Origin of the sequence: Sphingomonas oleivorans (assembly GCF_003050615.1) — a bacterium.
Classification (GTDB): domain Bacteria; phylum Pseudomonadota; class Alphaproteobacteria; order Sphingomonadales; family Sphingomonadaceae; genus Sphingomonas_H; species Sphingomonas_H oleivorans.
Window position 1 is genome coordinate 235312 of record NZ_NWBU01000004.1, and the last position, 25959, is coordinate 261270.

General features: G+C 64.9%; 29 protein-coding genes. 21 read left to right on the forward strand and 8 right to left on the reverse strand.

Annotated features, from left to right (window positions below; translation table 11 throughout):
* Positions 1-8 precede the first annotated feature (8 nt).
* Complete coding sequence (uvrB, locus tag CLG96_RS01200; protein WP_107966030.1) at positions 9-2204, reverse strand: excinuclease ABC subunit UvrB; 2196 nt, start codon at positions 2202-2204, stop codon at positions 9-11.
* Between the two features lie 17 nt (positions 2205-2221).
* Here uvrB and CLG96_RS01205 point away from each other — a divergent pair, with 17 nt between their 5' ends.
* Together CLG96_RS01205 and CLG96_RS01210 are read left to right on the forward strand one after the other, a co-directional pair.
* The gene (locus tag CLG96_RS01205) at positions 2222-2656 is read left to right on the forward strand and encodes a VOC family protein (protein ID WP_243395557.1); all 435 of its coding nucleotides are present in this window, start codon (positions 2222-2224) and stop codon (positions 2654-2656) included.
* A 24-nt stretch (positions 2657-2680) separates the two neighbouring features.
* Positions 2681-3508: an arylamine N-acetyltransferase family protein gene (locus CLG96_RS01210; protein WP_107966031.1), complete on the forward strand. Its 828-nt coding sequence runs from the start codon at positions 2681-2683 to the stop codon at positions 3506-3508.
* Positions 3509-3518: 10 nt separating this feature from the next.
* Here the strand turns inward: CLG96_RS01210 and CLG96_RS01215 are convergent, their stop codons facing one another.
* Positions 3519-3773 (reverse strand): PepSY domain-containing protein, encoded by a 255-nt coding sequence (locus CLG96_RS01215; RefSeq protein ID WP_165799474.1) that lies wholly within the window; start codon positions 3771-3773, stop codon positions 3519-3521.
* 251 nt (positions 3774-4024) lie between these two features.
* Between CLG96_RS01215 and CLG96_RS01220 the strand changes: the two genes are divergently transcribed.
* From CLG96_RS01220 to CLG96_RS01255, 8 genes are all read left to right on the forward strand, one after another.
* The gene (locus CLG96_RS01220) at positions 4025-5215 is read left to right on the forward strand and encodes a serine hydrolase domain-containing protein (protein WP_107966033.1); all 1191 of its coding nucleotides are present in this window, start codon (positions 4025-4027) and stop codon (positions 5213-5215) included.
* 74 nt (positions 5216-5289) lie between these two features.
* Positions 5290-5904 carry an outer membrane protein gene (locus CLG96_RS01225; RefSeq protein WP_107966034.1) on the forward strand — a complete coding sequence of 205 codons (615 nt, stop codon included), beginning with the start codon at positions 5290-5292 and terminating at the stop codon, positions 5902-5904.
* Between the two features lie 434 nt (positions 5905-6338).
* Entirely contained in the window at positions 6339-7667 is a 1329-nt protein-coding gene (locus tag CLG96_RS01230; protein ID WP_107966771.1) for a CmpA/NrtA family ABC transporter substrate-binding protein, read from the forward strand.
* A 26-nt stretch (positions 7668-7693) separates the two neighbouring features.
* Positions 7694-8665 carry a nitrate ABC transporter permease gene (gene ntrB, locus CLG96_RS01235; RefSeq protein WP_107966035.1) on the forward strand — a complete coding sequence of 324 codons (972 nt, stop codon included), beginning with the start codon at positions 7694-7696 and terminating at the stop codon, positions 8663-8665.
* A 17-nt stretch (positions 8666-8682) separates the two neighbouring features.
* Entirely contained in the window at positions 8683-9486 is an 804-nt protein-coding gene (locus CLG96_RS01240; protein ID WP_107966036.1) for an ABC transporter ATP-binding protein, read from the forward strand.
* A gap of 94 nt (positions 9487-9580) precedes the next feature.
* Positions 9581-10834 (forward strand): alginate export family protein, encoded by a 1254-nt coding sequence (locus CLG96_RS01245; RefSeq protein WP_107966037.1) that lies wholly within the window; start codon positions 9581-9583, stop codon positions 10832-10834.
* Positions 10835-11102: 268 nt separating this feature from the next.
* The gene (locus CLG96_RS19400; protein ID WP_423828186.1) at positions 11103-11732 is read left to right on the forward strand and encodes a histidine phosphatase family protein; all 630 of its coding nucleotides are present in this window, start codon (positions 11103-11105) and stop codon (positions 11730-11732) included.
* 9 nt (positions 11733-11741) lie between these two features.
* Positions 11742-12386, forward strand: a complete 645-nt coding sequence (locus CLG96_RS01255) for a peptidylprolyl isomerase (protein ID WP_107966039.1) — start codon at positions 11742-11744, stop codon at positions 12384-12386.
* 184 nt (positions 12387-12570) lie between these two features.
* On the opposite strand, the gene CLG96_RS01260 is transcribed toward CLG96_RS01255, so the two are convergent.
* The gene (locus CLG96_RS01260) at positions 12571-13002 is read right to left on the reverse strand and encodes a hypothetical protein (protein ID WP_107966040.1); all 432 of its coding nucleotides are present in this window, start codon (positions 13000-13002) and stop codon (positions 12571-12573) included.
* Between the two features lie 161 nt (positions 13003-13163).
* Positions 13164-14681 (reverse strand): fumarate hydratase, encoded by a 1518-nt coding sequence (locus CLG96_RS01265; RefSeq protein WP_107966041.1) that lies wholly within the window; start codon positions 14679-14681, stop codon positions 13164-13166.
* Positions 14682-15033: 352 nt separating this feature from the next.
* Here CLG96_RS01265 and CLG96_RS01270 point away from each other — a divergent pair, with 352 nt between their 5' ends.
* From CLG96_RS01270 to CLG96_RS01285, 4 genes are all read left to right on the forward strand, one after another.
* Positions 15034-16935: a ribonucleoside-diphosphate reductase subunit alpha gene (locus tag CLG96_RS01270; protein WP_107966042.1), complete on the forward strand. Its 1902-nt coding sequence runs from the start codon at positions 15034-15036 to the stop codon at positions 16933-16935.
* A gap of 163 nt (positions 16936-17098) precedes the next feature.
* Complete coding sequence (locus CLG96_RS01275) at positions 17099-18151, forward strand: ribonucleotide-diphosphate reductase subunit beta (RefSeq protein WP_107966043.1); 1053 nt, start codon at positions 17099-17101, stop codon at positions 18149-18151.
* Between the two features lie 245 nt (positions 18152-18396).
* Positions 18397-18630: a KTSC domain-containing protein gene (locus tag CLG96_RS01280; protein ID WP_207796526.1), complete on the forward strand. Its 234-nt coding sequence runs from the start codon at positions 18397-18399 to the stop codon at positions 18628-18630.
* 68 nt (positions 18631-18698) lie between these two features.
* Positions 18699-19178 carry a hypothetical protein gene (locus CLG96_RS01285; protein ID WP_107966044.1) on the forward strand — a complete coding sequence of 160 codons (480 nt, stop codon included), beginning with the start codon at positions 18699-18701 and terminating at the stop codon, positions 19176-19178.
* 31 nt (positions 19179-19209) lie between these two features.
* Here the strand turns inward: CLG96_RS01285 and CLG96_RS01290 are convergent, their stop codons facing one another.
* The gene (locus CLG96_RS01290) at positions 19210-19809 is read right to left on the reverse strand and encodes a YdeI/OmpD-associated family protein (protein ID WP_107966045.1); all 600 of its coding nucleotides are present in this window, start codon (positions 19807-19809) and stop codon (positions 19210-19212) included.
* 97 nt (positions 19810-19906) lie between these two features.
* Here CLG96_RS01290 and CLG96_RS01295 point away from each other — a divergent pair, with 97 nt between their 5' ends.
* Positions 19907-20659 (forward strand): sulfite exporter TauE/SafE family protein, encoded by a 753-nt coding sequence (locus CLG96_RS01295; RefSeq protein ID WP_107966046.1) that lies wholly within the window; start codon positions 19907-19909, stop codon positions 20657-20659.
* Here the strand turns inward: CLG96_RS01295 and CLG96_RS01300 are convergent.
* The 3 genes from CLG96_RS01300 to CLG96_RS01310 all read right to left on the reverse strand — a co-directional run bounded on the left by CLG96_RS01300 (position 20656) and on the right by CLG96_RS01310 (position 22302).
* Positions 20656-21078 (reverse strand): cupin domain-containing protein, encoded by a 423-nt coding sequence (locus CLG96_RS01300; RefSeq protein WP_107966047.1) that lies wholly within the window; start codon positions 21076-21078, stop codon positions 20656-20658. The two genes, CLG96_RS01295 and CLG96_RS01300, sit on opposite strands and share 4 nt — an antisense overlap.
* Positions 21079-21098: 20 nt before the next feature.
* Complete coding sequence (rarD, locus tag CLG96_RS01305) at positions 21099-22010, reverse strand: EamA family transporter RarD (RefSeq protein ID WP_107966048.1); 912 nt, start codon at positions 22008-22010, stop codon at positions 21099-21101.
* 70 nt (positions 22011-22080) lie between these two features.
* The gene (locus tag CLG96_RS01310; RefSeq protein ID WP_107966049.1) at positions 22081-22302 is read right to left on the reverse strand and encodes a hypothetical protein; all 222 of its coding nucleotides are present in this window, start codon (positions 22300-22302) and stop codon (positions 22081-22083) included.
* A 106-nt stretch (positions 22303-22408) separates the two neighbouring features.
* On the opposite strand from CLG96_RS01310, the gene CLG96_RS01315 reads away from it, so the two are divergent.
* From CLG96_RS01315 to CLG96_RS01340, 6 genes are read left to right on the forward strand one after another with little or no spacing between them, the layout of a single operon-like run.
* The gene (locus CLG96_RS01315; RefSeq protein WP_107966050.1) at positions 22409-22804 is read left to right on the forward strand and encodes an MAPEG family protein; all 396 of its coding nucleotides are present in this window, start codon (positions 22409-22411) and stop codon (positions 22802-22804) included.
* 47 nt (positions 22805-22851) lie between these two features.
* Positions 22852-23232, forward strand: coding sequence for a fluoride efflux transporter CrcB (gene crcB, locus CLG96_RS01320; protein ID WP_107966051.1), 381 nt, complete (start codon positions 22852-22854; stop codon positions 23230-23232).
* Positions 23229-24341 carry an RluA family pseudouridine synthase gene (locus CLG96_RS01325; RefSeq protein WP_107966052.1) on the forward strand — a complete coding sequence of 371 codons (1113 nt, stop codon included), beginning with the start codon at positions 23229-23231 and terminating at the stop codon, positions 24339-24341. Before crcB ends, CLG96_RS01325 begins: the two co-directional genes overlap by 4 nt.
* Positions 24342-24357: 16 nt before the next feature.
* Positions 24358-25020 (forward strand): HAD-IA family hydrolase, encoded by a 663-nt coding sequence (locus CLG96_RS01330; protein ID WP_107966053.1) that lies wholly within the window; start codon positions 24358-24360, stop codon positions 25018-25020.
* Positions 25017-25253 carry a hypothetical protein gene (locus CLG96_RS01335; RefSeq protein WP_107966054.1) on the forward strand — a complete coding sequence of 79 codons (237 nt, stop codon included), beginning with the start codon at positions 25017-25019 and terminating at the stop codon, positions 25251-25253. Before CLG96_RS01330 ends, CLG96_RS01335 begins: the two co-directional genes overlap by 4 nt.
* Positions 25250-25945, forward strand: coding sequence for an ATP12 family chaperone protein (locus CLG96_RS01340; protein ID WP_107966055.1), 696 nt, complete (start codon positions 25250-25252; stop codon positions 25943-25945). The genes CLG96_RS01335 and CLG96_RS01340 overlap by 4 nt, the downstream gene beginning before the upstream one ends.
* Positions 25946-25959 lie beyond the last annotated feature (14 nt).

The following is a 25959-nucleotide window of genomic DNA, read 5'->3' on the forward strand; positions in this document are numbered from 1 at the left end:
ATCCGCGCTCAGCGCCCCCGCTTCGCCGCCCGTGCCGCCTTGGCCTTGCCGAAGCGGGTGGTGCGCGTGCCCGGTTTGCCGCTGGTGGCGTTCCCGCGCACGGGCGCCTTATGCTCCTCCACGGGCAGGCCAAGCTCCTCCTGCTCCAGCCGGCGTATCTCGTCGCGCAGCCGGCCCGCTTCCTCGAATTCGAGATCGGCGGCGGCCTTGCGCATCTTCTGCTCCAGCTCCTCGATATAGGCGCGCAGATTATGGCCGACCATGTGCGGCCGTTCCTCAATGCCCGTCTCGACCGTCACCTGATCCTTCGACGCGAGATGCGCGACGATATCGGAGATGTTGCGCCTGACCGATTCGGGCGTGATGCCATGTTCGGCATTATAGGCCTGCTGCTTCTCGCGCCGGCGCTGCGTCTCCGCCATCGCCCGCTCCATCGATCCGGTGATGCGATCGGCATAGAGGATCACCCGCCCCTCCGCATTGCGCGCCGCGCGGCCGATCGTCTGGATCAGCGAGGTCTCGGAACGCAGGAATCCCTCCTTGTCCGCATCGAGGATCGCGACCAGCCCGCATTCGGGAATGTCGAGCCCTTCGCGCAGCAGGTTGATGCCGACGAGCACGTCATAGACGCCGAGCCTGAGATCACGGATCAGTTCGATCCGCTCCAGCGTCTCCACGTCCGAATGCATGTAGCGGACCTTGAGCCCCGCCTCATGGAGATATTCGGTCAGATCCTCCGCCATCCGTTTGGTGAGCGTCGTCACCAGCGTGCGATAGCCCTTGCGCGCCGTCTCCTTCGCCTCATGGATGAGATCGTCCACCTGGCTCTCGATCGGCCGCACATCGACGGGCGGGTCGATCAGCCCGGTCGGCCGGATCACCTGCTCGGCGAAGACGCCGCCCGCCCGCTCCATCTCCCACGACCCCGGCGTGGCGGAGACGTAGAAGGTCGGCGGGCGCATCGCATCCCATTCGTTGAAGCGCAGCGGGCGATTGTCGATGCAGCTCGGCAGGCGGAAGCCATATTCGGCGAGCGTGATCTTGCGCCGATGGTCGCCGCGCGCCATGCCGCCGATCTGCGGCACCGTCTGGTGGCTCTCATCGACGAACAGCAGCGCATTTTCGGGCAGATATTCGAACAAGGTGGGCGGCGGCTCGCCCGGCAGGCGCCCGGTCAGGAAACGGCTGTAATTCTCGATGCCCGCGCAGCTTCCCGTCGCCGCGATCATCTCCAGGTCGAAATTGGTGCGCTGCTCGAGCCGCTGCGCCTCCAAGAGCTTGCCCTCCGCCACCAGCTCCTTCAGCCGCTCGGCCAGCTCATGGCGGATCGCCTCGCTCGCCTGCTTCAAGGTCGGCCCCGGCGTCACATAGTGCGAATTGGCATAGACGCGCACGCTGTTGAGCGATGCCGCCTTCTTGCCCGTCAGCGGATCGAATTCGACGATCTCCTCAATCTCATCGCCGAAAAAGCTGATCCGCCAGGCCGAATCCTCATAGTGCGACGGGAACAGCTCCAGATTGTCGCCCCGCACGCGGAAATTGCCGCGCGCGAAGGCCTGGTCGTTGCGCTTATATTGGAGCGCCACCAGCTTCCGGATGATCTCGCGCTGATCGACCGTCTGGCCCTTCTTGAGATCGAAGATCATCGCCGAATAGGTTTCGACCGATCCGATTCCGTAAAGGCAGGAGACGGACGCCACGATCAGCACATCGTCGCGTTCCAACAGCGCGCGCGTCGCCGAATGGCGCATCCGGTCGATCGCCTCGTTTATCGAGCTTTCCTTCTCGATATAGGTGTCGGTGCGCGGCACATAGGCTTCGGGCTGATAATAATCATAGTAGCTGACGAAGAACTCCACCGCATTTTCGGGGAAGAAGCTCTTGAATTCGCCATAAAGCTGCGCGGCGAGGATCTTGTTCGGCGCCAGCACGAGCGCGGGCCGCTGCAGTTCCTCGATCACCTTGGCCATGGTGAAGGTCTTGCCCGATCCGGTAACGCCGAGCAGCACCTGATCCCGCTCTCCGCCGCGCGCTTGGCCTACCAGCTCGGCAATGGCGGTCGGCTGGTCGCCCGAGGGCTGATAATCGGACACGAGCTTGAACGGCTTTCCGCCTTCCGATTTCTCGGGGCGTTCAGGCCGGTGGGGAATGAAGCTCTGCCCGGTCTCGGGCTCGTCGAGGGTCGTGCGGATCTGGATTGCCATGGCCGCCAATATGGGGCTTGGGCGCGCTTTGTTCCAGCGCTACAAGCGGCCACGCAGCAGGGAGGCTCCAGCGCCATGATCGGGTCGGCACCAATGATTTCGAAAAGGCGAAGGGCTTTTACGACAGCCTCTTCGAAACGATCGGCGCCAGCCGGATCCTCGAGTTCGACCGGATCTGCGCCTGGAGCCGGCAATGGGGCCAGCCATTGTTCGGCGTCGCCCTTCCCTATGACGGGGTGGAGGCCAGCGTCGGCAATGGCACGATGATCTCGCTCCTCGTCGATGATCGTGCCAAGGTCGATGCGCTCCATGGCAAGGCGGTGGCGCTTGGCGGCCGCTGCGAGGGCCGCCCCGGCCTGCGCGGGGAGGAAGGACCCCAGGCCTTCTACGCCGCCTATTTCCGCGACCTGGACGGCAACAAACTCTGCGCCTTTCGCATGGGCGCCGCCTGAAACACCAATCCGAAGCGAGCCTCGATGACCAGCCAGTTTGATCTTTCCGCCTATCTCGCGCGCATTGCGCTCCCCATCGCGCCGGTGGCCGACGCATCGGGGCTCATCGCGTTGCAGCGCGCGCATCGCCTCGCCATCCCGTTCGAGAATCTCGATATCTGGCTCGGCCGCGGCATCTCGCTCGATCCCGATGCCGTCTTCGCCAAGCTGGTGACGGGCAAGCGCGGCGGCTATTGCTTCGAGCAGAACCAGCTCTTCCTGCGCGCGCTCCACGCGATCGGCTTCGAGGCGCGACCGCTGCTCGCACGCGTCTGGCTGGGCGCCGCCGAAGTGCCGCCGCGCACCCACACCTTCAATCTCGTCACGATCGACGGGCAGGACTGGATCGCCGATGCCGGCTTCGGCGGCAGCTATACGCCGCCCATGCCGCTGGCCGATGGCGAGATGGTGGAAACGCCCGACGGCGCGCGCCATCGCCTCTCGCGCGATCCGGATCATGGCTGGATGCTGATGCGCGAGGGCGATACGGGGCCGATGGACGGGCGCGGCGGCGGCCCGGGCTTCCAGCCGCAATATAGCTTCACGCTCGATCCGGCCTATCCCACCGATCTCGCGCTCGCCAATCATTGGACGGCGACCGCGCCCGCGAGCCGCTTCACCCAGCTCCGCATCGTCAGCATCGTCCTGCCGCAGGGCTTCGCCTCGCTCACCGATCGGGCCTATAGCCGACGCAGCGGCGGGTCGCCGACCGAGGGCGAGATCGGTTCGCCTCTGGTCTATCGGATGCGGCTCAGCCTGATGTTCGGGCTCGATTTCGAGGCAGAGGAAGTAGAGGCGCTGGGTCTCTTCTGATCGCGGTCGATCAATATCGGCTGCGCGCGACTATATCATAGTCGCTCCGGCTCAGGCGCAGCCGATAGCTGGTGCCGTCGCGGTCGCGCGCATCGGTCACCTTCCAGTCACCGCCGTCCCGCTCGATCCTGTCCCAGCCGATATAGCCGTCGGCGATCAGCGCATGGGCGATGGCGCCGGTTTCCTTCTTGCTCGGGCCGCGATCCGCAAGTGCCGGCACCGCAACGAGCGACACCAAGCCGAGCAGCATGATGGATCGCTTCATCGACCGTTTCTTCATGTCCCCCCAATCCCCTCGATCCCGGGCAACATCATCATTTAGAGCCGCCCATAACGGTCAAAATCAAGTGAATTTCAGCAATTTTGGCCGCCGGATCGCAACCATTCGTCGCCATTCCTTGTCATTTCGTTTCAGATCCGAAATTTTTCTTTTCCCCGGCCGGGTTTGGCGGTTGGGCAGCTCCCTTCCTGCCTCCGTCCATTGTACCGCGCCCATCCTTCGCCCATGCTCGGCCGATGCGGCCCCCTCTCCTGCTCCGAATCACCTTCGCGGCATTAGCCATATATTTTTGCGGACCGGTTAAGGCCGAGCCGAGCGCCGCCGCCTCGGTACGCCTCCCCTTCACACGCTCGGCGCTCGGCCTGGCGCAGACCCAGGGCATGGCGGATCCGGCGAGCGGCCGGCGCGTGACGGCGGACGATCCGGTGCGCGTCGCCTCCGTCTCGAAGCTCGCGGTCGCGATCGCCGTGCTGCGGCTGGTCGAGCAGGGCCGGCTCGATCTGGATGCGGATGTGGCGCGCTGGCTCGGCTATCCCATACGCAATCCCGCCTTCCCCGACCGGCCGGTCACGCTGCGCCTGTTGCTGTCGCACCGCTCCGGCCTGCGCGACGGGATCGACTATGCGCTGCCGCTCGACGCCACGCTCAAGGAGGCGCTGGCGCAGCCCGCCGCCTGGGACGATGCGCATCCGCCGGGACACTGGTTCCGCTATGCCAATCTCAACTTCCCTGTCATCGCCTCGGTGATGGAGGCGGCGACGGGCGAGCGCTTCGATCGGCTGATGGCGCGCCTCCTCTTCGCGCCGCTCGGGCTCGATGCCTGCTTCAACTGGACGACATGCTCCGATCGCGCGATCAATCATGCGGTCGTGCTCCACGATGCGACAGGGCGGCCCGTGCGCGACGATCTGGGTGGGCATCGTCCCACCTGCCCGGTGGTGCCAGGGGCGGATGGCGGCTGCGATCTGGCGGCATGGCGGCCGGGCCAGAATGGCGCCACCTTCTCGCCGCAGGGCGGCATGCGCATCTCGACACGCGGCCTCGCCCGGATCGGGCAGGTGCTGCTCAACAATGGCCGGATCGGCCGCACGCGCCTGCTCTCCCCCGCCTCGGTCGATCTGCTGCTGGCGCCGCTCTGGCGTTTCGACGGGGCGAATGGCGACACGGAAGGCGGCTTCTATTGCAGCTACGGCCTCGCCAGCCAGACGCTCGCCACATCCCAGGCCGGCTGCCGCGACGATCCGTTCGGCGACGGTCTCGCCCGCACCGGCCATGCCGGCGAGGCCTATGGCCTGCGCTCGGGGCTATGGATCGACCGGGCGAAGGGGCAGGGGCTCGCTTATTTTATCACCCGCGTGGCGGACGATGCTCCCAAGGGCAGCTCCGCCTATACGGCGGCGGAGGAGGCGCTGGCACAGGGGCGCTGATCCCCGGAACTGGCGCTCGATCCATTTTCCATCCATGATCGGCATCGATAATCGTCGTTCAGGGAGTTCCGCTCATGTCGCTTGCGCTTCGCCATCTCCTGCCCGCCCTGCTGCTCGCGGCACCGGCCGCCGCCCAGGCGCAGGGCCTGCCGCTCCTTCCCCATTTCTATGCCGGCGCCGAGCTCGGATCGGGCTCGCGCGGGGCAAGCAATTTCGGCGTCGCCGGCACGCGCACCGGCGGCGATGACACATCGTTCGATTATGGCGTCTTCGGCGGTGTCGAGCTGCCCTCCTTCCCGCTCGGCTATTTCGCGCTCGAAGCCGGTGTCGGCATGTCGGACGGCAAGACGGAAGCGACCGTCGTCAATGGCGGCGTCACGCAGCGCGTGACAGGCGATGCCGAATGGAACTGGAGCGGCACCGCGCGGCTCGGCCTCAATCCCATCCCCGGCCTCGCCGCCTATGGCATCGCCGGCTATGGCGGCGAGAAGGTGGACGTGACGGTCACGAACACCGCCACCGGCGCCAGCGTCTCGGACAATCGCCACCGCGACGGCCTGATCTACGGCGTCGGCGCGCGCTATACCTTCGGCCAATTCCTCGGCGCCCGCGTCGAATATCGCCAGCGCGAAACCAGCGGCCGCTACGACCCCGAACAGATATTGGGCGGCCTCTATCTCCGCTTCTGATCGCGGATATTATCTAAACCATCGCCCCTGCGTGGGATCTCATCAGAATGATATTTTGATGGGATCCCGGAGGCAGGGGCCCATTCTCTCTCCACCAGGATGATGCACCGCAACATTCGGTGGAGCGGCATGCGTGCCGACCTTCCAGCGTCGGTCAGCCGAGATACGCCGCCAGCCCCAACATTTTGGCAATCCGGCTTGGCGGCAATTGCAAATGCGGCACCTGCGAAAAAGCACTTGCATTAGCCGCGAATCACGGTCAGTCTCCCCCTACGGGCAAAGTAGCCCATCCCATCATAGCTGCCAGTCCAAAGACGGGCTGTAGCAGCGGATCTCGATCCGTCAGGATAAGAGATCAGGCAGAGCCGCCATCAACCGGGAAATCATCCCGGTTGGGCGGCTTTTTTCGTTTCCGCAACCGGGGGGTCAAAGAGATGAATGAGAAGAATAAAGATGATCGCTGTGACACCGATCAGGGCTGTTCGTCGACGCTCGGGCGCCGGAACTTCCTTCAGCTCGGCGGTGCAGCCGCAACGACAGCCCTTCTCGGCGCGGTCAATAGCGCCTTTCCGGCCGGCGCCTTCGCCGCTGGCCCGGGTCCGGAAGTCAAGGGCGCCAAGCTCGGCTTCATCGCGCTCACCGACGCCTCGCCGCTCATCATCGCCAAGGAACTCGGTCTTTTCGCCAAATATGGCATGCCGGATGTCGAGGTGCTCAAGCAGGCGAGCTGGGCCGCGACCCGCGACAATCTGGTGCTCGGCGCAGCCGGCGGGGGCATTGATGGCGCGCATATCCTGACGCCCATGCCCTATTTTCTGACGCTGGGCACGATCGGCAAGGCGACGCCGATGAACATCCTCGCGCGCCTCAACGTCAACGGCCAGGGCATCTCGGTCGAGAAGGAATATATGACCGCCAAGGCGGACATTAATTCGGCGAAGATGATGGGGATCATCGCCAGGCGGAAGGCCGCCGGCAACAAGATCACCATGGCGATGACCTTCCCGGGCGGCACGCATGATCTGTGGCTGCGCTACTGGCTGGCCGCCGGTGGCATCGATCCGGACAAGGATGTCGAGCTCATCACCGTCCCGCCTCCCCAGATGGTCGCCAATATGAAGGCGAACACGATGGAGGCCTTCTGCGTCGGCGAGCCCTGGCACGATCAGCTCATTTCGCAGAAGCTGGGCTACACCGCGGTTTCGACTGGCCAGATGTGGATGAACCATCCTGAAAAAAGCTTCGCGATGCGCGCGGACTGGGTGGCGCAGAATCCAAGAGCGGCGATCGCTATCACCGCGGCAGTCATCGAGGCGCAGCGCTGGTGCGACAATCCAGCAAACACCGCCAGGCTCGCCGCGATCATCGGCGGACGCGACTGGCTGAAGGTCGCGCCGTCCGACATTCAGGATCGGCTTGCCGGCACCTTCAACATGGGTGACGGTCGCATATTCAATAATGCGCCGTTCAAGATGAAATTCTGGGCGGCCAACGCATCCTTTCCCTGGAAAAGCCACGATCTCTGGTTCCTCACCGAGGATCAGCGCTGGGGCAAGCTGCCGATGACGCTCAACAAGGGCGCGGTCATCGCCAAGGTCAATCGCTCGGATATCTGGCGCAAGGCGGCGACGCTGGCGAAGGTTCCGGCCGGCCAGATCCCCAAGGGCGAGAGCCGGGGCGTCGAGAAATTCTTCGACGGCAAGGTCTTCGATCCCGGCAATCCGGCCGCCTACCTCAAGAGCCTCGCGATCAAGCGGGTCTGATCGTCTCTCGCCGAAGGGAAACGGACATGTCGACCTCTTCCGCCAAACTTGTCGCGACGAGCGCCGGCTGGTTGCCGGAGCATGTGGCGGCGAAACCTGTCACCGGGATCATCCGGCATCCTTCCGCGCCGACAGCGGATGCCGGATCGGTCGTACCGCCAACATCAGCTAAGCAGCGTTCCATCTGGATCGACCGCGCGGTGACGATCGGCACGAACCTGCTGCCGACGACGCTGCTGTTGGTGCTGCTGATCGCCTTCTGGGAAATCTCATGCGGTACGGAGGGCGCAGCGCTTCCCAGCCCTTCCCGAATCTGGTCCGAGAGCCGCGACGTCATCCTCCATCCATTGAAGGGGGTCACGTTTGATCTTTCGGGCATGCACATCCAGGATGGCGGCGACGTCGGTATCGCGGGACATATATTGACCAGCCTTGGCCGCGTGGCCCTCGGCTATGGCCTGTCGGCGATCGTCGGCATCGCGCTTGGCGTGCTGATCGGGCAGAGCCGCACAGCCTATCGCGCGCTCGATCCCTTCTTCCAGGTGCTGCGCACCGTGCCGCCGCTCGCCTGGCTGCCGATCAGCCTCGCCATCTTCCAGCAGGCCGGCCCGTCGGCGATCTTCCTGATCTTCATCACGGCGATCTGGCCCGTGATCCTGAATAGCGCGGCCGGCGTGCAAAGCATCCCAGCGACCTACCGCAATGTCGCCAAGGTACTCGGCCTCAACCCGTTCGAATATTTCACGCGCATCATGCTGCCGGCAACGGTGCCGCACATGTTCACGGGGCTGCGGATCGGCGTGGGCATGAGCTGGCTCGCGATCGTCGCCGCCGAGATGGTGCAGGGCGGCACCGGCATCGGCTTCTTCATCTGGGACAGCTACAACAGCTCGCTTCTCACCGACACGATCGTCGCCCTCGTCTGGATCGGCCTCGTGGGCTTCGCGCTCGATCGGCTGGTCGCCTTCATCGGCCGCCGCGTGGCGCGCCAGGCCTGACCCGGGAGCACAGGATCATGAAACAACGCAGCTATCTGGCGCTCGAAGACATCGAAGTCAGCTTCCCGACCAGGAAGGGACCGTTCGTGGCGGTGAAGCAGGTCGATCTCTCGATCGACAAGGGCGAGTTCGTCGCGCTGATCGGCCATTCGGGATGCGGCAAGTCCACCCTGCTCAACGTGATCGCCGGGCTGGTGAAGCCCTCGCGCGGCGTCGTCTTCCTCGATGGCGAGGTGGTCGACCGGCCCGGGCCCGATCGCGCGGTGATCTTCCAGGATCATTCGCTGCTTCCCTGGCTGACGGTCGAAGAGAATGTCCGCCTCGCCGTGGACAAGACCGCATCGGGGAAATCGCGTGGTGAACGGCGCGACTGGGTGATGCACAATTTGGAGCTGGTTCATATGGCGCATGCTGCGACCAAGCGTCCGAGCGAAATCTCGGGCGGCATGAAACAGCGCGTCGGCATTGCGCGGGCCATCGCGATGACCCCCCGCGTGCTGCTCATGGACGAGCCCTTCGGCGCGCTGGACGCGCTCACACGTGCCAGCCTTCAGGATGCGGTGATGGAGATTCAGAACCAATTGAACAACACCGTCGTGATGATCACCCATGATGTCGACGAGGCGGTGCTGCTCGCCGATCGCGTGGTGATGATGACCAACGGTCCGGCGGCCGGCATTGGCGAGGATATCAGGATCGATCTGCCGCGGCCGCGCAACCGGATCGAGGCGGCGGAAACATCCGCCTACAACCATGCACGCCACGAAATCCTGCACTTCCTACACCAGCGTTATAGCAACCCGCTCGACAAGGTCGCATAGGCGCAAAGGCGGATCGGGGCCGCTCGAAAACATAAATTGGAGAGGATGCCGATCGGGGCATCCAACATGTCATAGGGTCAAGGGGGTATTTGGCATGAGACGATTCTCAGCTTGCTTGCTGCTGTCCGCCGTCTTCGCAACGCCGGCCATGGCGGAACCGCTGAAGTTCAAGCCGCTGATCGACACGCGGCTGCGCTATGAAGGTGTCGAACAGAAGGGATTTGCCGAGGATGCGGACGCGATCACGCTGCGCGCCCGGCTCGGCGGCGAGCTTGCCGCAAAGAACTGGTCCTTCCTTGCCGAGGCGGAAGGAACGCTCGCGGTCGACGAGGACTATAATAGCGGCCTCAACGGCAAGGCCAGCCTGCCGCTCGTCGCGGATCCCGAGAATATCGAGCTCAACCGCATCCAGATCCAGTATAAGGGCCTGCCCAAGACGGTCGTCACGCTGGGGCGCCAGCGCATCAATCTCGACGACCAGCGTTTCGTGGGCTCGGTCGGCTGGCGACAGAATGAGCAGACCTTCGACGCGGCGCGGATCGAATGGTCGGGTGTCAAGGATCTGAAGCTCGATGCCACCTATAGCTGGTCGGCCCGCACGATCTGGGGCGTCGACGGCGGCAACGCCTTTGGCCGGGCGCGTCAGCAGGCGATCGGCGGCGACAATGTCTTCGTCAATCTGAGCTACAAGACCCCCATCGGCATGCTCACCGGCTTCACCTATCTGGTCGATCAGGACGAGGCGGTGATCAGCGGCTTTCGCAATTCGAGCCAGACCTTCGGCGCGCGTTTTGCGGGAAGCTATCCGGTCAGCAAGGCGGTGAAGCTCAACTATCTGGCGAGCTATGCGCGCCAATCGGATTATCACCGCAACCCGAACGACTATTCCGCCGATTATTATCTGGTCGAAGGCGGGCTGACCGCTGCGGGCGTCACCTTGGGCGGCGGCTATGAAGTGCTCGGCGCGGATAACGGCGTGGCGCTCACCTCTTTCCAGACTCCGCTCGCCACACTCCACAAGTTCCAGGGCTGGGCCGACAAGTTCCTGGTGACGCCGCCCAACGGCATCCGCGATCTTTATGGCCAGATCGGCTATGCGAAGCCGAAGCCCATCAAGGGCGTGGACGCGATCACGCTCACCGCGGCCTATCATCGCTTCACGGCGGATCGACCGGTAGCAGTCGTCGGCCGCCAACATTATGGCAATGAGCTCAATGCCCAGCTCACGGTGAAGGTGAAGAAATACACATTCCTCGCCAAATATGCCGACTATGAAGCGAAGGACACCGCGCCCTTCGCGAGCACGGATACCAGGAAGCTCTGGCTCTCGGTCGAATGGGCGTTCTGATCAGGCTGGAATATTCTGGCTAGGCGCCATCTGATAACCGGCTCGACATCATAAGGGCCTTTACCCGATTGTGCCCTGCCTGTGGCGCCAGGCGGGGCACTGACTTCATTTCCAATCACCCCGCCCCGCCCGCAGCCGACTCCGGATGATCGCAGCAGCGGCCTTTGGCTGCGCGCGTCCTGGCCTGTACATTCTCTTTCCCTTCCCCATAAGGGACCGCAATAGATGCCATGCAGGGGGCGCGAAAGCTGCTGTATCTCGTTAGCTGCTGTATCTCGTTCGCCACGGCCAGACCGAATATAATGCCCAGGGCCGCCTCCAAGGCAGGCTGGATTCGCCGCTGACGGAATTGGGGATAGCGCAAGCGACGAATATCGGCCGCGCCTTACGCGCTTTGATAAAAAATCCCGATGGCTGGACAATCGAGTCGAGCCCCTTGACGAGAGCGCGGCGGACGGCCGAGATCATCCGTACCCAGATCGGAATAGGATCGGATATCGTCCTGGATGACCGCTTGCGCGAAGTCTCCTTGGGATCATGGGACGGGCTCACCGGGCCAGAGATAGACGCGCTATGGCCTGGCGCGAGGATCGCATCCTCGGTTCGGCTGAGCTGGATTCACGGCTGTCAGGACGGCGAGACATTCCAGGCCGCCACTGCGCGCCTGACGGAATGGCTGATGGCGGCCGACGATAGGAAAAATCATATCGTCGTGAGCCATGGCATAGCCGGAAGCTTGCTGCGCGGCATATATGCCGGCCTGTCGGCGGCAGAAATGCTGCGTCTTCCTGTCCCTCAGGACGCTTTCTTCGAATTGGATGATCGGCGAATTCGCCGTATCGATTGTTCCGTTCCGACATGTCCGCCTGGACCCGCGCGCCCCGGAAAATTCCGATAGGCTGAAGATATGCTTCGACGATTCGCCCCATTGGCCCTGCTCTGGCTCTGCGCCGTGCCTGCCCTGGCCCAGACCGCCGCACCGCCCGCAGCCGAACAGATCCAGGAACAGGCTCCGGCGCCGAAGCCGGCGACGATCCGCGTCAGCCTCCAGACCAGCGAAGGCCCGATCCTCCTCGAGCTGGAGAAGGAGCGCGCGCCCGTCACGACCGCCAACTTCCTGCGCTATGTCGACCAGAAGCGGCTCGACGGCACCACTATCTATCGCGCCACCAAGGTCGCACCCGGCTTCGGCCTGATCCAGGGCGGCGTCCGCAACGATCCCAAACATGCGCTCCCGCCGATCGCGCATGAGCCGACCAGCCGCACCGGCCTGTCGCACGGCGACGGCACCATCTCGATGGCGCGCAACGCGCCCGGCACCGCCACGGGCGACTTCTTCATCACGATCGGCGCCTTGCCCTCCATGGATGCCGATCCCACGCAGCCCGGCGACAATCTCGGCTTCGCCGCCTTCGGCCATGTCGTCGAGGGCATGGATGTCGTCCGCCGCATCCTCGATGCGCCCATCTCGCCCACCGCCGGAGAGGGCGTGATGAAAGGCCAGATGCTCGCTGCACCGGTCCGCATCCTCGCCGCGCGCCGCGCGGAGTGACGCTGCCATCCGCGCTTGCCGCTCAGCCATCGCGGCCGGCAATGCTCCAGCGCATATGACCGATGGCCGAAGCGCCGGTGGGGCGCTCATGCCAGATCAATATTTGCAATCTCGCATGAAATCAGCGCCCCTCGGATAGGCTAGCCCCCTACTTGAGCAGCCTGACGCCATGGGAAATTGAGGATTATGATGCGCTTGCCCCGGCAGCCTTGGCTGCCTTCTTCCTATGTTCGCGGGGCGGGATTGTCCGGATCGTGGCGGCATATTCGGCGATCAGGACGAAAACCCAAAATTCCGTGCCGAGCCATTCCCCGGCCACCACGCCTTTCATCAGATCGAGAGCAAGGAACCCCATCGCGAGCATGCGGAACCAGAGCGAGCTTCTGGCCGGCATGTCAGCGCGAAGCGAGGCCGTCAGCATCATGAAGATGCTCATGACGCCGAACATGATCGATGAAAGGAGCGTGTCCGCCCGGTGGAAGCCATCCAGTGCGGCGATGAACCAGAATAGCCGCGACACCGCATATTGGCTTTGGCGCGTCAGTTGGCAGAATTTGATGATGAGCGGCACGAACAATGTCTTGCCGATCCAGAGGTCCAGCTTGGTCAGGAGCATCCGATCGCCCTTACAGGGATATGCCGACGTCGCGCCACCCCCGCACATCAATCGCGCTGAACTTACTCAATCATCCATTCGGATGGCGCCCCTGGCCGAAATCGGGCCTTGGAGGGCGCCATGGATCCCCGCCTCCGCGGGGATCCCGATTTGGCTCAAGCTCAGGCCTGCTCCAGCGCCTTCATCTTCGCGATCTTCTCGCGCCACACCAGCGGCGCCGTATGGTGGACGCTGGTGCCCTCGCTATCCACCGCGACCGTCACCGGCATGTCCTTGACGTCGAATTCGTAGATCGCCTCCATGCCGAGATCCTCGAAGCCGACGACCTTCGCGCCCTTGATCGCGCGCGCGACCAGATAGGCCGCACCGCCCACTGCCATCAGATAGGCGGATTTGGCCTGACTGATCGCCTCGATCGCCGCCGGCCCGCGCTCGGCCTTGCCGACCATCGCCAGCAGCCCCTGGTCGAGCATCATCTTGGTGAACTTGTCCATCCGCGTCGCGGTCGTCGGGCCCGCAGGCCCCACCACCTCGCCCGGGATCGGATCGACCGGGCCGACATAATAAATGACGCGGCCCTTGAACTCGACGGGAAGCTCCTCGCTCTTCGCCAGCATGTCCTGGATGCGCTTGTGTGCCGCGTCGCGCCCGGTCAGCATCTTGCCGTTCAGGAGCAACCGGTCGCCCGGCTTCCAGCTCGCGACCACCTCGGGCGTCAGAGTATCGAGATCGACGCGGATCGCCTCCTTGGACGGCGCCCATTCCACCTTGGGCCATTCATCCAGGCTCGGCGGCTCCAGATAGGCCGGCCCCGATCCGTCGAGATGGAAATGGGCGTGGCGCGTCGCCGCGCAATTGGGGATCATCGCGACGGGCTTGGACGCCGCATGCGTCGGCCAGTCGAATATCTTGACGTCGAGAATGGTGGCGAGCCCGCCCAGCCCCTGCGCCCCGATGCCGAGCGCATTGACCTTGTCGAAAATCTCGATGCGCAATTCCTCGATCTTGTTCTGCGGCCCCCGCGCCTTGAGCTGCGCCATGTCGATATCGCCCATCAGCGATTCCTTGGCGAGCAGCATCGCCTTTTCCGCCGTGCCGCCGATGCCGATGCCCAGCATGCCCGGCGGGCACCAGCCGGCGCCCATCTGCGGCACCATCTCCAGCACCCAGTCGAGGATCGAATCCGACGGGTTCAGCATCTTGAACTTGGACTTATTCTCCGATCCGCCGCCCTTGGCCGCGACCGTCACCTCGACATGATGGCCGGGCACCATCTCGACATGGAGGACGGACGGCGTGTTGTCCTTGGTGTTGACGCGCGAGAAGGCCGGATCCTTCAGGATCGAGGCGCGCAACCGGTTCTCGGGATGGAGATAGGCGCGCCGCACGCCTTCATCGACGACCTCTTGGAGGCTCCTGTCGGACTCCAGCCGGCACGCCTGCCCCCATTTGACGAAGATGGTGACGATGCCCGTATCCTGGCAGATCGGGCGATGCCCCTCCGCGCACATGCGGCTGTTGGTCAATATCTGCGCGATCGCATCCTTGGCCGCCGGGCTCTCCTCCGCCTCATAAGCGGCGCCCAGCGCACGGATATAGTCCATCGGATGATAGTAAGAGATGAACTGAAGCGCGTCCGCCACGCTCTCGATCAGATCGGCTTCCTTGATGGTGATCATGGCCTAAGCGCCTCCCCCGCGTGAAAATTTCATCGCCGCAATACGCCCTCCGGGCGCGCAATCCAACCGATACCCGCCATGTCCAGTCCCCTAAGCGACCTCCGCAAAAAATTTATCGCTTGCGTCAGAGTCAGCGTCCAAGCACTATCTCTGGTGTTCGCCGCAGGGGCCGGCAACAAGATTGAGTTACTGCCATCACGGCACCATATGGTGCCATGAAACCACCGACCCGTAGCATGCGGGGAGGGAGGGATTCTTGCGGTCTCAATCCGGCCCTTCGGTGATAGGCTCGGGCGGCACCGCCCCGAGTCGAACGTAACAGGAACAGCAACTGGCTAAGGGGGTTTGGCAGATGGACCTTTCCGGTAGCAGCGAAGTGGGCGTAAACGACGTGGCGACATTGTTGGACATTCCCGCAGCCCAGCAGGCGGCGGCATCTTCCTCGGATCAGGGCGCGCGTCCGCTGCCCTTCTCGCTGGAGGTCGATCATGGCCGCGATGCGCTCCTCACTGATTTCGGCAAGGAGACGCTGAAGGACCGCTATCTTCTGCCGGGCGAAAGCTATCAGGATCTGTTCGTCCGCGTGGCCTCCGCCTATGCCGACGATCAGGATCATGCCCAGCGCATCTACGACTATATTTCGCGTCTCTGGTTCATGCCGGCGACGCCGGTGCTGTCGAACGGCGGCACGGGGCGCGGGCTCCCCATCTCCTGCTATCTGAATTCGGTCGACGACAGCCTGAACGGCATCGTCAACACCTGGAACGAGAATGTCTGGCTGGCCTCGCGCGGCGGCGGCATCGGCACCTATTGGGGCGCAGTGCGCGGCATTGGCGAGCCGGTCGGCCTCAACGGCAAGACGAGCGGCATCATTCCCTTCGTCCGCGTGATGGATTCACTGACGCTCGCGATCAGCCAGGGCTCGCTCCGCCGCGGCTCCGCCGCCTGCTATCTCGACGTCAGCCATCCGGAGATCGAGGAGTTTCTCGAGATCCGCAAGCCCTCGGGCGACTTCAACCGCAAGGCGCTCAACCTCCACCATGGCGTGCTCTTGACGGACGAGTTCATGGAGGCGGTGCGCGACGGCCGCAGCTTCGACCTCAAATCCCCCAAGGACGGCTCGAAGCGCGGCGAGGTCGATGCGCGCTCGCTCTTCCAGAAGCTGGTCGAGACCCGGCTTGCCACCGGCGAACCCTATATCGTGTTCGTCGATCAGGTGAACCGGACGATGCCCAAGCATCATCGTGATCTGGGGCTGAAGGTCTCCACCTCCAATCTCTGCTCGGAAATCACGCTGCCGACGGGCCGCGACCATCTCGGCCAGGACCGTACCGCCGTCTGCTGCCTCTCCTCGCTCAATCTCGAGACGTGGGACCAGTGGCATGGCGACAAGCAGTTCATCGAGGATGTGATGCGCTTCCTCGACAATGTGCTGCAGGACTATATCGACCGCGCGCCGGAGGAGATGGCCCGCGCCAAATATTCCGCCTCGCGCGAGCGTTCGGTGGGCCTGGGCGTGATGGGCTTCCACAGCTTCCTGCAAGCGCGCGGCCTGCCCTTCGAAGGCGCCATGGCCAAGTCGTGGAACCTCAAGATCTTCAAGCATATCAATGCCAAGGTGAACGAGGCGTCGATGCTGCTCGCGCATGAGCGCGGCCCCTGCCCGGACGCTGCCGACATGGGCGTGATGGAGCGTTTCTCCTGCAAGATGGCGATCGCGCCCACTGCCTCGATCAGCATCATCTGCGGCGGCACCTCGGCCTGCATCGAGCCGATCCCGGCCAATATCTATACGCACAAGACGCTGTCGGGCAGCTTCTCGGTCAAGAATCCCTATCTCGAAAAGCTGCTGATCGAGAAGTCGAAGAATAGCGACGCCGTCTGGGCCACGATCCTCGAGCGCGGCGGCTCGGTCCAGCATCTCGAATTCCTGACGCAGGAAGAGAAGGACTGTTTCAAGACCAGCTTCGAGATCGACCAGCGCTGGCTGCTCGAGCTCGCGGCGGACCGCACGCCCTATATCGATCAGGCGCAGTCGCTCAATCTCTTCATCCCGGCGGATGTCGAGAAATGGGATCTTCTGATGCTCCACTTCCGCGCCTGGGAACTCGGCATCAAGTCGCTTTACTATCTGCGTTCCAAATCGATCCAGCGCGCCGGCTTCGCGGGCGGTGTCGAGGCGGACAACACGCCCGACCTGCGCAAGATCCAGGTCGAGACGACCGACTATGACGAGTGCCTCGCCTGCCAATGACCGAAAAGCCCTCTCCCCTCGGGGGAGAGGGTTGGGTGAGGGCGCGCGAGCGCTGAGCGAGCGTCCCGCCCTCTCCTCCCATGCCGGTTTCGAACGGCGGCACCGCCCGCCGCCTCCCAATCCCGCCCTCTCCGCCAGGAGAGGGAAGTAAGGACCGCCCCCTATGCCTCTCCTTCAGGCTTCCCGCACCTACAAGCCCTTCGAATATCCCTGGGCGTTCGAATATTGGAAGCGCCAGCAGCAGCTCCACTGGCTGCCCGAAGAAGTGCCCTTGGGCGAGGATTGCCGCGACTGGGCGCAGAAGCTCACCGATCATGAGCGCAATCTGCTGACGCAGATCTTCCGCTTCTTCACCCAGGCCGATGTCGAGGTGCAGGATTGCTACCACGAAAAATATGGCCGCGTGTTCAAGCCGACCGAGGTCAAGATGATGCTGACCGCGTTCAGCAACATGGAGACGGTCCACATCGCCGCCTACAGCCATCTGCTCGACACGATCGGCATGCCTGAAACCGAATATTCGGCCTTCCTCCAATATAAGGAGATGAAGGATAAGCATGACTATCTGGCGACCTTCGGCGTCGACAGCGACGAGGATATTGCGCGCACGCTCGCCATGTTCGGCGGCTTCACCGAGGGGCTTCAGCTCTTCGCCAGCTTCGCGATGCTGATGAACTTTCCGCGCTTCAACAAGATGAAGGGCATGGGCCAGATCGTCACCTGGTCGGTGCGCGACGAGAGCCTCCATTGCGAGGGCATCGTCCGCCTGTTCCATGCCTTCGTGAAGGAGCGCAACTGCCTCACGCCTGCGGTGAAGGAAGATATTCTCGACATGTGCCAGAAGACGGTGCGGATGGAGGATGCCTTCATCGATCTCGTCTTCGAAATGGGCCCGGTGCCGGGGATGACGCCCAAGGACATCAAGAAATATGTCCGCTACATCGCCGACTGGCGGCTGGGCCAGCTGGGTCTCAAGCCGATCTACATGATCGAGGACCATCCCCTCCCCTGGCTCGCCCCGCTGTTGAACGGCGTCGAGCATGCCAATTTCTTCGAGACGCGCGCCACCGAATATTCGAAGGCGGCGACGCGTGGCCAGTGGAGCGACGTCTGGGACGCCTTCGACCGCCGCAAGGCCGCCGGCAAGGCCCAGATCGCCAACGAGGACGCGGCCGAGGGCGGCCTGTTCGGCCATGCCGGCGTAGCGGCGGAGTAAGCCAAACCGCAATATCCCATCCCGTCGCCCCTGCCTGCGCGGGGGCGACGGGATTGGCCTGGCAAACGGCCAACTCTCTCCCTCCGCTTCACCGCGCCCCGCAGGAACCTCGCGGCCATGCGCTTCGTTCGAAACCTCCCTTGCTCAGGAGGATAGACGTGAACGAAGCCAGTCCCGCCGGGGAGAAGGGGCGCCGCGCCGCGCCCACGCACCGGCGCGCCACCCACGTCTGACCGCCGCCTATCATGCGCGCGCTGCGCTCCTCCGTCATTCGCAGCTTCAATCATGATGCCGCGCGGCGGCGGCTGGAAATCCTCTTCGTGAACGGCCGACGCTATGTCTATCATGGCGTTCCGGCCCGCATCGCCGCAGCGTTCGCCGCGGCCTCTTCGGCCGGCGCCTATTTCAACAGCCATATTCGCGACCGATATCGCCACACGCACCTGCGCAAATCCGTCTCTCCGATGAACGGCATGTAGTCTGCGGTTCACGCAACCGTAGCTATTCCACGCCGTTGTGCCGCCACCGGAATGTTAGGAGATGCATTATGCGCAAGTTCGTCATCGCCGCCGCGCTGGCGGCCGTCGCCACCCCATCCGCTCCCCTGCTGGCCGATCCGCCGGGCTGGGCGCCGGCGCATGGCCAGCGCGACAAGGACTATCGCAAGGCGCAGAAAGAATGGCGCAAGGAGCGCCGCGAGGCGTGGCGCGATTATGGCCGCTACGACTATAACCGCGTCGATCCGCGCTATGGCAGCTATCATGCGGACCGCTATTATCGCGACGGCCGCTATTATGAGCCGCGCCGCCTTTCCTACAATGATCGCATCTATCGCGGGCAGGATGGCCGCTATTATTGCCGCCGCTCGGATGGCACCACCGGCCTCATCATCGGCGGGATCGGCGGCGGCGCGCTCGGCAACATCATCGCGCCGGGCGGCTCCAAGACGCTGGGCACCATCCTCGGCGCGGGCGCCGGCGCGCTGATCGGCCGGGCGATCGATCGCGACAATGTCCGCTGCCGCTGACCGGACGGGCTGACCATGGCCGGGGGCAGGCTCAGCAATTCTGATATTTCCAGTTGCGCTGCTTGCCCTCGGCCATCCACTCTACCGCCTGCGCGATGCGTCGCGCGCGCGTCTCGGGCCGCTTGGCCTCGATCACCCATTCGACATATTCGCGCCGCTGCGATGGCGAAAAGCCGTCGAAGCTCGCTTGCGCGGGCGGGTTCGCGATCAGCGCCGCAGCAAGATCCTCCGGCGTTTCGAGCGGCGGCTTGGGATGTTTCAGCGGGCGCGGACGCTTCTCGCCCGTGGCGATGATCGCCGCCGCCTTGCGGATCAGATCCGTCAGCGTCGCCGGATCAGGCAGGTCGCCGAGCGACATTATCCGGCCGAACTGACCCATGCCGCCCTTTTCCGCCCCGCCCTCGCCCGTCACCTCCGCGCCGCGCCAGAAGCCGAAGATCGCATGCTCCTTGAATCCGGCCATCATGCACAAAATCTGGCCGCGATAGAGGAAGAAAGGCGAATTCCACTTGATCGCCTCCTCCGCCTCCGGGCAGGCGCCATGCACTGCCTCGCGCAAATGGCTCAGGATCGGCCGGGCGAAGGGCTGCGCCTTTTCGATATAGGCATCGACGCGCGGATCGCGGGACATGGGCGTGGACTCCCCGAAAGCGGAGCGCCGATCATCGCGCTACCCGCATCGCCGCGCAACCGCTTGCATCCGCCGGCCAGCCGGACGACAGAAAGCCATGCCCACCGATCCGCTTTTCTACCTTGCCGCAATCCCCGCCGTGATCCTGCTCGGCCTGGGCAAGGGCGGCTTCGTCGGCATGGGTTCGCTCGGCCTGCCGCTCCTCGCCCTGGCGATATCGCCGGTCGAAGCGGCGGCGATCCTGCTGCCGATCCTGATCGTGCAGGATGTGGTGGGCGTCTGGGCCTTCCGCCACGCTTGGGACAAGCATGTGCTGGCGGTCATGCTGCCGGGATCGCTGGTCGGCGTGGTGCTCGGCTATCTCTTCGCGGCGCAGGTGTCGGCGGCGGCGGTGATGGCGGTGCTGGGCGTCATCTCCATCCTCTTCGCCATCCAGCGGCTCTGGCAGCGGCGGGGCGGATCGGTCGCCGTATCGCGCCATGCGCCCGGCTGGGTCGGCATGCTGCTGGGGGTGGGATCGGGCTTCACCAGCCAGATCGCCCATGCCGGCGCGCCGCCCTTCCAAATGTATGTGCTGCCCCGCCATCTGCCGCGCGACACGCTGGTCGGCACCACCGCCATCTTCTTCGCCACGACCAACTGGCTCAAGGTGCCGGCCTATATGGCGCTCGGCCAGTTCACCAAGGCGCACCTGCTGGCAACGGCCGCGCTGCTCCCGGTAGCGATCGTCTCCACCTTCGCCGGCGTGCGGCTTGTCCGCCGCGTCTCGCCCGATCGCTTCTATACCGCCATCTACTGGCTGATGATCCTGGTCGGCGCCAAGCTGCTATGGGACGCGCTGGCCCATTAAGCGGGCGACCATCCCTCCGGCGCCAGCTCGAAGCCGGTAAATTCAAAACCGGGCGATACCACGCAGGAAACCAGCGTCCAGCCCCGATCCGCCTCCGCCGCCTGCCAGCCATGAGGCGGGATCAGATGCTGGGGCACCTCGCCGGCCAGCACGTCGGGGCCCAGCCGCGTCTCTATGATCGGCCCATCCCCCTCCTTCGTCAGCAGGCGCAGCGGATGGCCGGCATGGAACAGCCACAGCTCGGCCGCATCCACCCTATGCCAATGCGATCGCTGCCCCACCTCGAGCAGGAACAGGATCGCCGTGGCACCCGCCCGCTCGCCCTCGGCGGCCGGTGCGCGCCATGTCTCGCGATACCATCCGCCCTCGGGATGAGGCGCGAGCCCCAGCCGCGCCACGATCGCTGCCGCTTCGTCCATGCCCGCCTCCCCTCGCTCGTCTAGCGGGCGGCCGTCGCCTTCCCTTGGGGCCGGCTGGCGCGCAATCCGTCCATCGCAAAGACGGCCAGCCCCGCCCAAATGCAGGCGAAGGTCAGCGCATGCACCCGGCTCATATGCTCGCCGAAGACGAATATGGCGCAAAGGAACTGGAGCGTCGGCGCGATATATTGGAGCAGGCCCACCGTCGACAGCGGCAACCGCCGTGCCGCCGCCGCGAACATCAGCAGCGGCACTGCCGTCACCACGCCCGCCAGCATCAGCAGCAGGTCCAGCCCGCACTCCACGCCGAACGCGCCATTCCCCTGGCTTGCCTCCCACAGCAGCCAGCCGAGCGCGAGCGGCCCCAGCAGGATCGTTTCGATCAGCAGCCCGCCCAGCGCATCGACCTGCGCCACCTTGCGGACGAGGCCGTAGAAGGCAAAGCTCGCAGCGAGGCTGAGCGAGATCCACAGGGCCCCGCCCCCGTTCAGCGCAAGCAGGAGCACGCCTGCCGCCGCCAGCGCCACCGCCAGCCCCTGCGCCGGCCGCAGCCTTTCGCCGAGCAGCGCCATGCCCAGCGCCACGCTCATCAGCGGATTGATGAAATAGCCGAGACTTGCCTCGAGCACATGGCCGTTCAATACCGCCCAGATATAGATCAGCCAGTTGAGTGCGACCAATGTGGCGCTCAGCAGCAGCAGGCGCATCGTCCGCCGATCGGCGACCACCGCCCGGATCGCCGGCCAGCGCCGCATCAGCGTCACGATACCGAGCAGCAGGATGAGCGACCAGATCACCCGATGCGCCAATATCTGCAGCGCGGGCACGCCATGGAGCAGCCGCAGGAACAGTGGCAGCAGCCCCCAGATCAGATAGGCGCCAATGCCGGAAAGCGCGCCGATCCGCGCCTCGCGCCGTACAATGTCGTTCATGAAAGGCGGGAGGCGATCGGGCTCATTCCGTTCCCCCTGCGTCCGAACATGGCGGACGTCAACGGGGATCTCAGAGGAAGCCGCCGCCGAGGAACAAGCGTAGCGAACCGATCACTATGACGATCAGGTTGAGCGTCCGCCCGCTCGTCGAACGCGACATGGCGCCGAGCAGCAGGCCGACCAGCGCGAGCGGAATGATCGCCCAGTTCACCCAGCCCAGAAAAGGCAGGAAGGCGATGGCCGCGAACAGGCCCGCTAGCACGCCGATGAAGAGCGAGAGGAAGTTCAGCATGGCGGCAATGTCGTATGCGCGCGGCCGGCATGCAAGAAGGTCGGCCCGGACGGCCGATAGGCACCTGACTTGACGGCGGTGTAACGACGAAGCAAGCCTCCCGCCCATGCCGATCGAATTCACCCTGCTCGGCGCGACGCTGATCCTCGCGCTCGTCCACATTCTCGCTGCGATCCGCGTCAAGACGCAGCAATATGGCGTCAAATGGAATATGGGCGCGCGGGATGAAGCCTTGCCGCCCCTCTCGCCGCTCGGCGGGCGGCTCGCCCGCGCCCAGGCCAATCTGTTCGAAACGCTGCCCTTGTTCATCGGCGCGCTGCTCGGCGCGCACGCCGTCGGCCGGCTCGGCTGGAAGACGGAGCTCGGCGCCCATCTCTATTTCTGGGCACGGCTCGTCTATCTCCCGGTCTATGCGGCGGGCATTCCCAGGCTCCGCACCGCGATCTGGAGCGTCTCGGTCGCCGGCCTGCTGCTGATCATCTGGGCGCTGCTGTTCGGTTGATCCGCAATCCACTGGCGAGCGGCCTGCACAGCCGCTAAGGCAGGCTAATGCCTCCGCTTCTCATCGTCATGCTGGGCGGCGCGATCGGCGCCGGCTTCCGCTACCACATCGGATCGATCGCGCTCCGCAATCTCGGCCCCGGATTCCCTTGGGGCACGTGGATCGTCAATCTACTCGGCGGCTTCCTGATGGGGATGCTGGCGGGCGTGCTGGCCCGATCCACCGACGGATCGGGCGAGCCGCTTCGCCTGTTCCTCGGCGTCGGCGTACTCGGCGGCTTCACCACCTTCTCTGCCTTCAGCCTGGAAACCTTCAACATGCTGCTACGCGGCGATCATGTCTCGGCGGCGACCTATGCCGTCTCCTCCATCGCCGGATCGGTACTGATGCTGATCCTGGGCGTCTATCTGGTGAGGGCGCTGGCATGAGCGACGGCAAGCCCCCCGTCGCTGAGGTGCGGCAGTTCACCGTTTCGGACGATGATGACGGCATCCGCCTCGATCGCTGGTTCAAGCGGCATTTGCCGGATGCGAGCTTCAACATCGTCTCGCGCTGGGCACGCACCGGCCAGCTCCGCATCGACGGCAAGCGCGCCACGCCCGGCGACCGGATCGAGGCCGGCCAGATCATCCGCGTCCCCCCCGCCGATGCGCCCCAGCCGGCGCCCACCGCCCGGCCGAAACGCGAGCGCCCGCCGCTGTCGCCCGAGGATGTGGAATTCGCGCAGAGCCTCGTCATCCATCGCGATCGCCACGCCATCGTGATTAACAAGCCGCCCGGCCTCGCAACGCAGGGCGGCACCAAGACCGACCGTCATGTCGATGGCCTGCTCGATGCGCTCACCTTCGAGGCGGAGGGCCGGCCCAAGCTCGTCCACCGGCTGGACAAGGACACGTCGGGCGTCCTGCTCCTCGCCCGCTCGGCGCGCGCCGCAGCGCATTTCGCCAAGGCCTTTTCCAGCCGCTCGGCGCGCAAGGTCTATTGGGCGCTGATCGTCGGCGTGCCGTCGATCGAAGATGGCATGATCGAGCTTCCCATCGCCAAGCAGCCCGGCACGGGCGGCGAGAAGATGCATGTCGACGAGAAGGAGGGCCTGCCCGCCCGCACCCGCTATCGCGTGATCGAACGCGCCGGCAACACCGCCGCCTGGGTCGAGCTCCAGCCCTTCACGGGCCGCACGCATCAGCTTCGCGTCCATATGGCGGCGATCGGCCATCCGATCGTCGGCGACGGCAAATATGGCGGCCAGGACGCGTTCCTGACCGGCGGGATCAGCCGCAAGATGCATCTTCATGCCCGCCGGCTGAAGGTCGATCATCTCGATGGCGGCGCGCTCGACGTGACGGCCGATCCGCCCGCCCATTTCCAGGAGAGCATCGCCCATCTCGGCTTCGATCCGGCGCGCGCCGACCTGCCCCTCGACGAGCCCAAGTTCAGCGAGACGCCCGAGGGCAAGCGCAAGATGGAGGCCGCCCGCGCTAAGGCCCGCCGCAAGGAGCGCAAGGGCGAACGCCGCGGCCGGGGGCGAACAGCGTGAGCAGCCTTTCCCGAAGATGAGCAATCGCCTCGCCATATTCGACTGCGACGGCACGCTGGTCGATTCACAGCATAATATCTGCACGGCGATGCAGCAGGGCTTCGTCGCCGCCGGCCTGACCCCGCCCAGCCGCGAGGCGACGCTCAACATAGTGGGCTTGAGCCTCGTCGAGGCGATGCAGGCGCTGCTGCCCGATGCCGATCCCGATCTCCATGTCGCGCTCGGCGATCATTACAAGCGCGCCTTCACCGATCTGCGCGCCGGCGGCCTCGTCCATGAGCCGCTGTTCGAGGGGATGGCCGATGCGCTGGACGCGCTCGATCGCGCGGGCTGGCTGCTCGGCGTCGCCACGGGCAAGTCGGATCGCGGGCTGGGCCTCTGCCTCGATCATCATGGGCTGAAGCAGCGTTTCGCGACGCTCCAGACCGCCGATCGTCACCCTTCCAAGCCGCATCCGTCGATGATCCATCAGGCAATGGCGGACGCGGGAGCCGATCCGCAAAGCACGGTGATGATCGGCGATACCAGCTATGATATCGCCATGGCCAAGGCGGCGGGTGTTACCGCGATCGGCGTCGCCTGGGGATATCATCGCCCCGCCGAGCTTTATGCCGAGGGGGCCGATCTCGTCGCCGATCACCCCTCCCAACTGATCAGCATGCTGGAGGGCCTGTCATGACACCCCAGGACCGCGAAAGGATCGAGCGGACCCGTTTCACCATATTGAGCGCCGCGCGCGCATCGGGCGCGATCATCATGCTGATCGGCCTGTGGATCTGGTATGGCAATGTGGTGCGGGCGGGCGGTCATCCCCCGATCGGCGGTGCGCTGTTCGCGATCGGCTTCGTCGAATCGCTGATCCTGCCGCGCTGGCTCATTTTCAAATGGCGGACGCCGCCCAACAATCCATGAAACGCTTCTACAAACTGGTCGCCGCCCTGCCGGAGAATGGCGGCTATTCGATCCGGCTCGATGGCCGCCCGGTCAAGACGCCCGCGCGCCATCCGCTGATCCTGCCGACGTCCGATCTCGCCGCCGCCGTGGTCGCCGAATGGGATATGCAGGGCGAGACGATCGATCCCCGCTATATGCCCTTCACCGGCCTCGCCAATGCCGCGATCGACCGGGTGGCGCCCGATCCCGCCGCCTTCACGCGCGACATCGCCGCCTATGGCGAGACCGACCTGCTCTGCTATCGCGCCGAAGAGCCGCCCGAGCTGGTCGCGCGCCAGACCGCCGCCTGGGATCCGCTGCTCGATTGGGCGCGCCGCCGCTACGATATCGCTTTCGAGATCGCGACCGGCATCATCCACCGGCCCCAGCCGCCCGCGACCATCGCCCGCCTCGCCGAGGCGGTCTCCGCCCGCGATCCGTTCGCGCTCGCGGGCCTCTCCCCGCTCGTCACGATCGGCGGCTCGCTGGTCGCCGCGCTCGCATCGGCCGAAGGCGCGATCGCACCCGATGCCGCCTTCGACGCGACCCATCTCGACGAGCTGTGGCAGGCGGAGCAATGGGGCGAGGACTGGCTCGCCACCGACGCCCGCGATGCCCGCCGCCGCGACTTCATCGCCGCGGCGAGCTTCCTGACGCTGCTGCGCCAGTAGGTTTTTGTCCGACC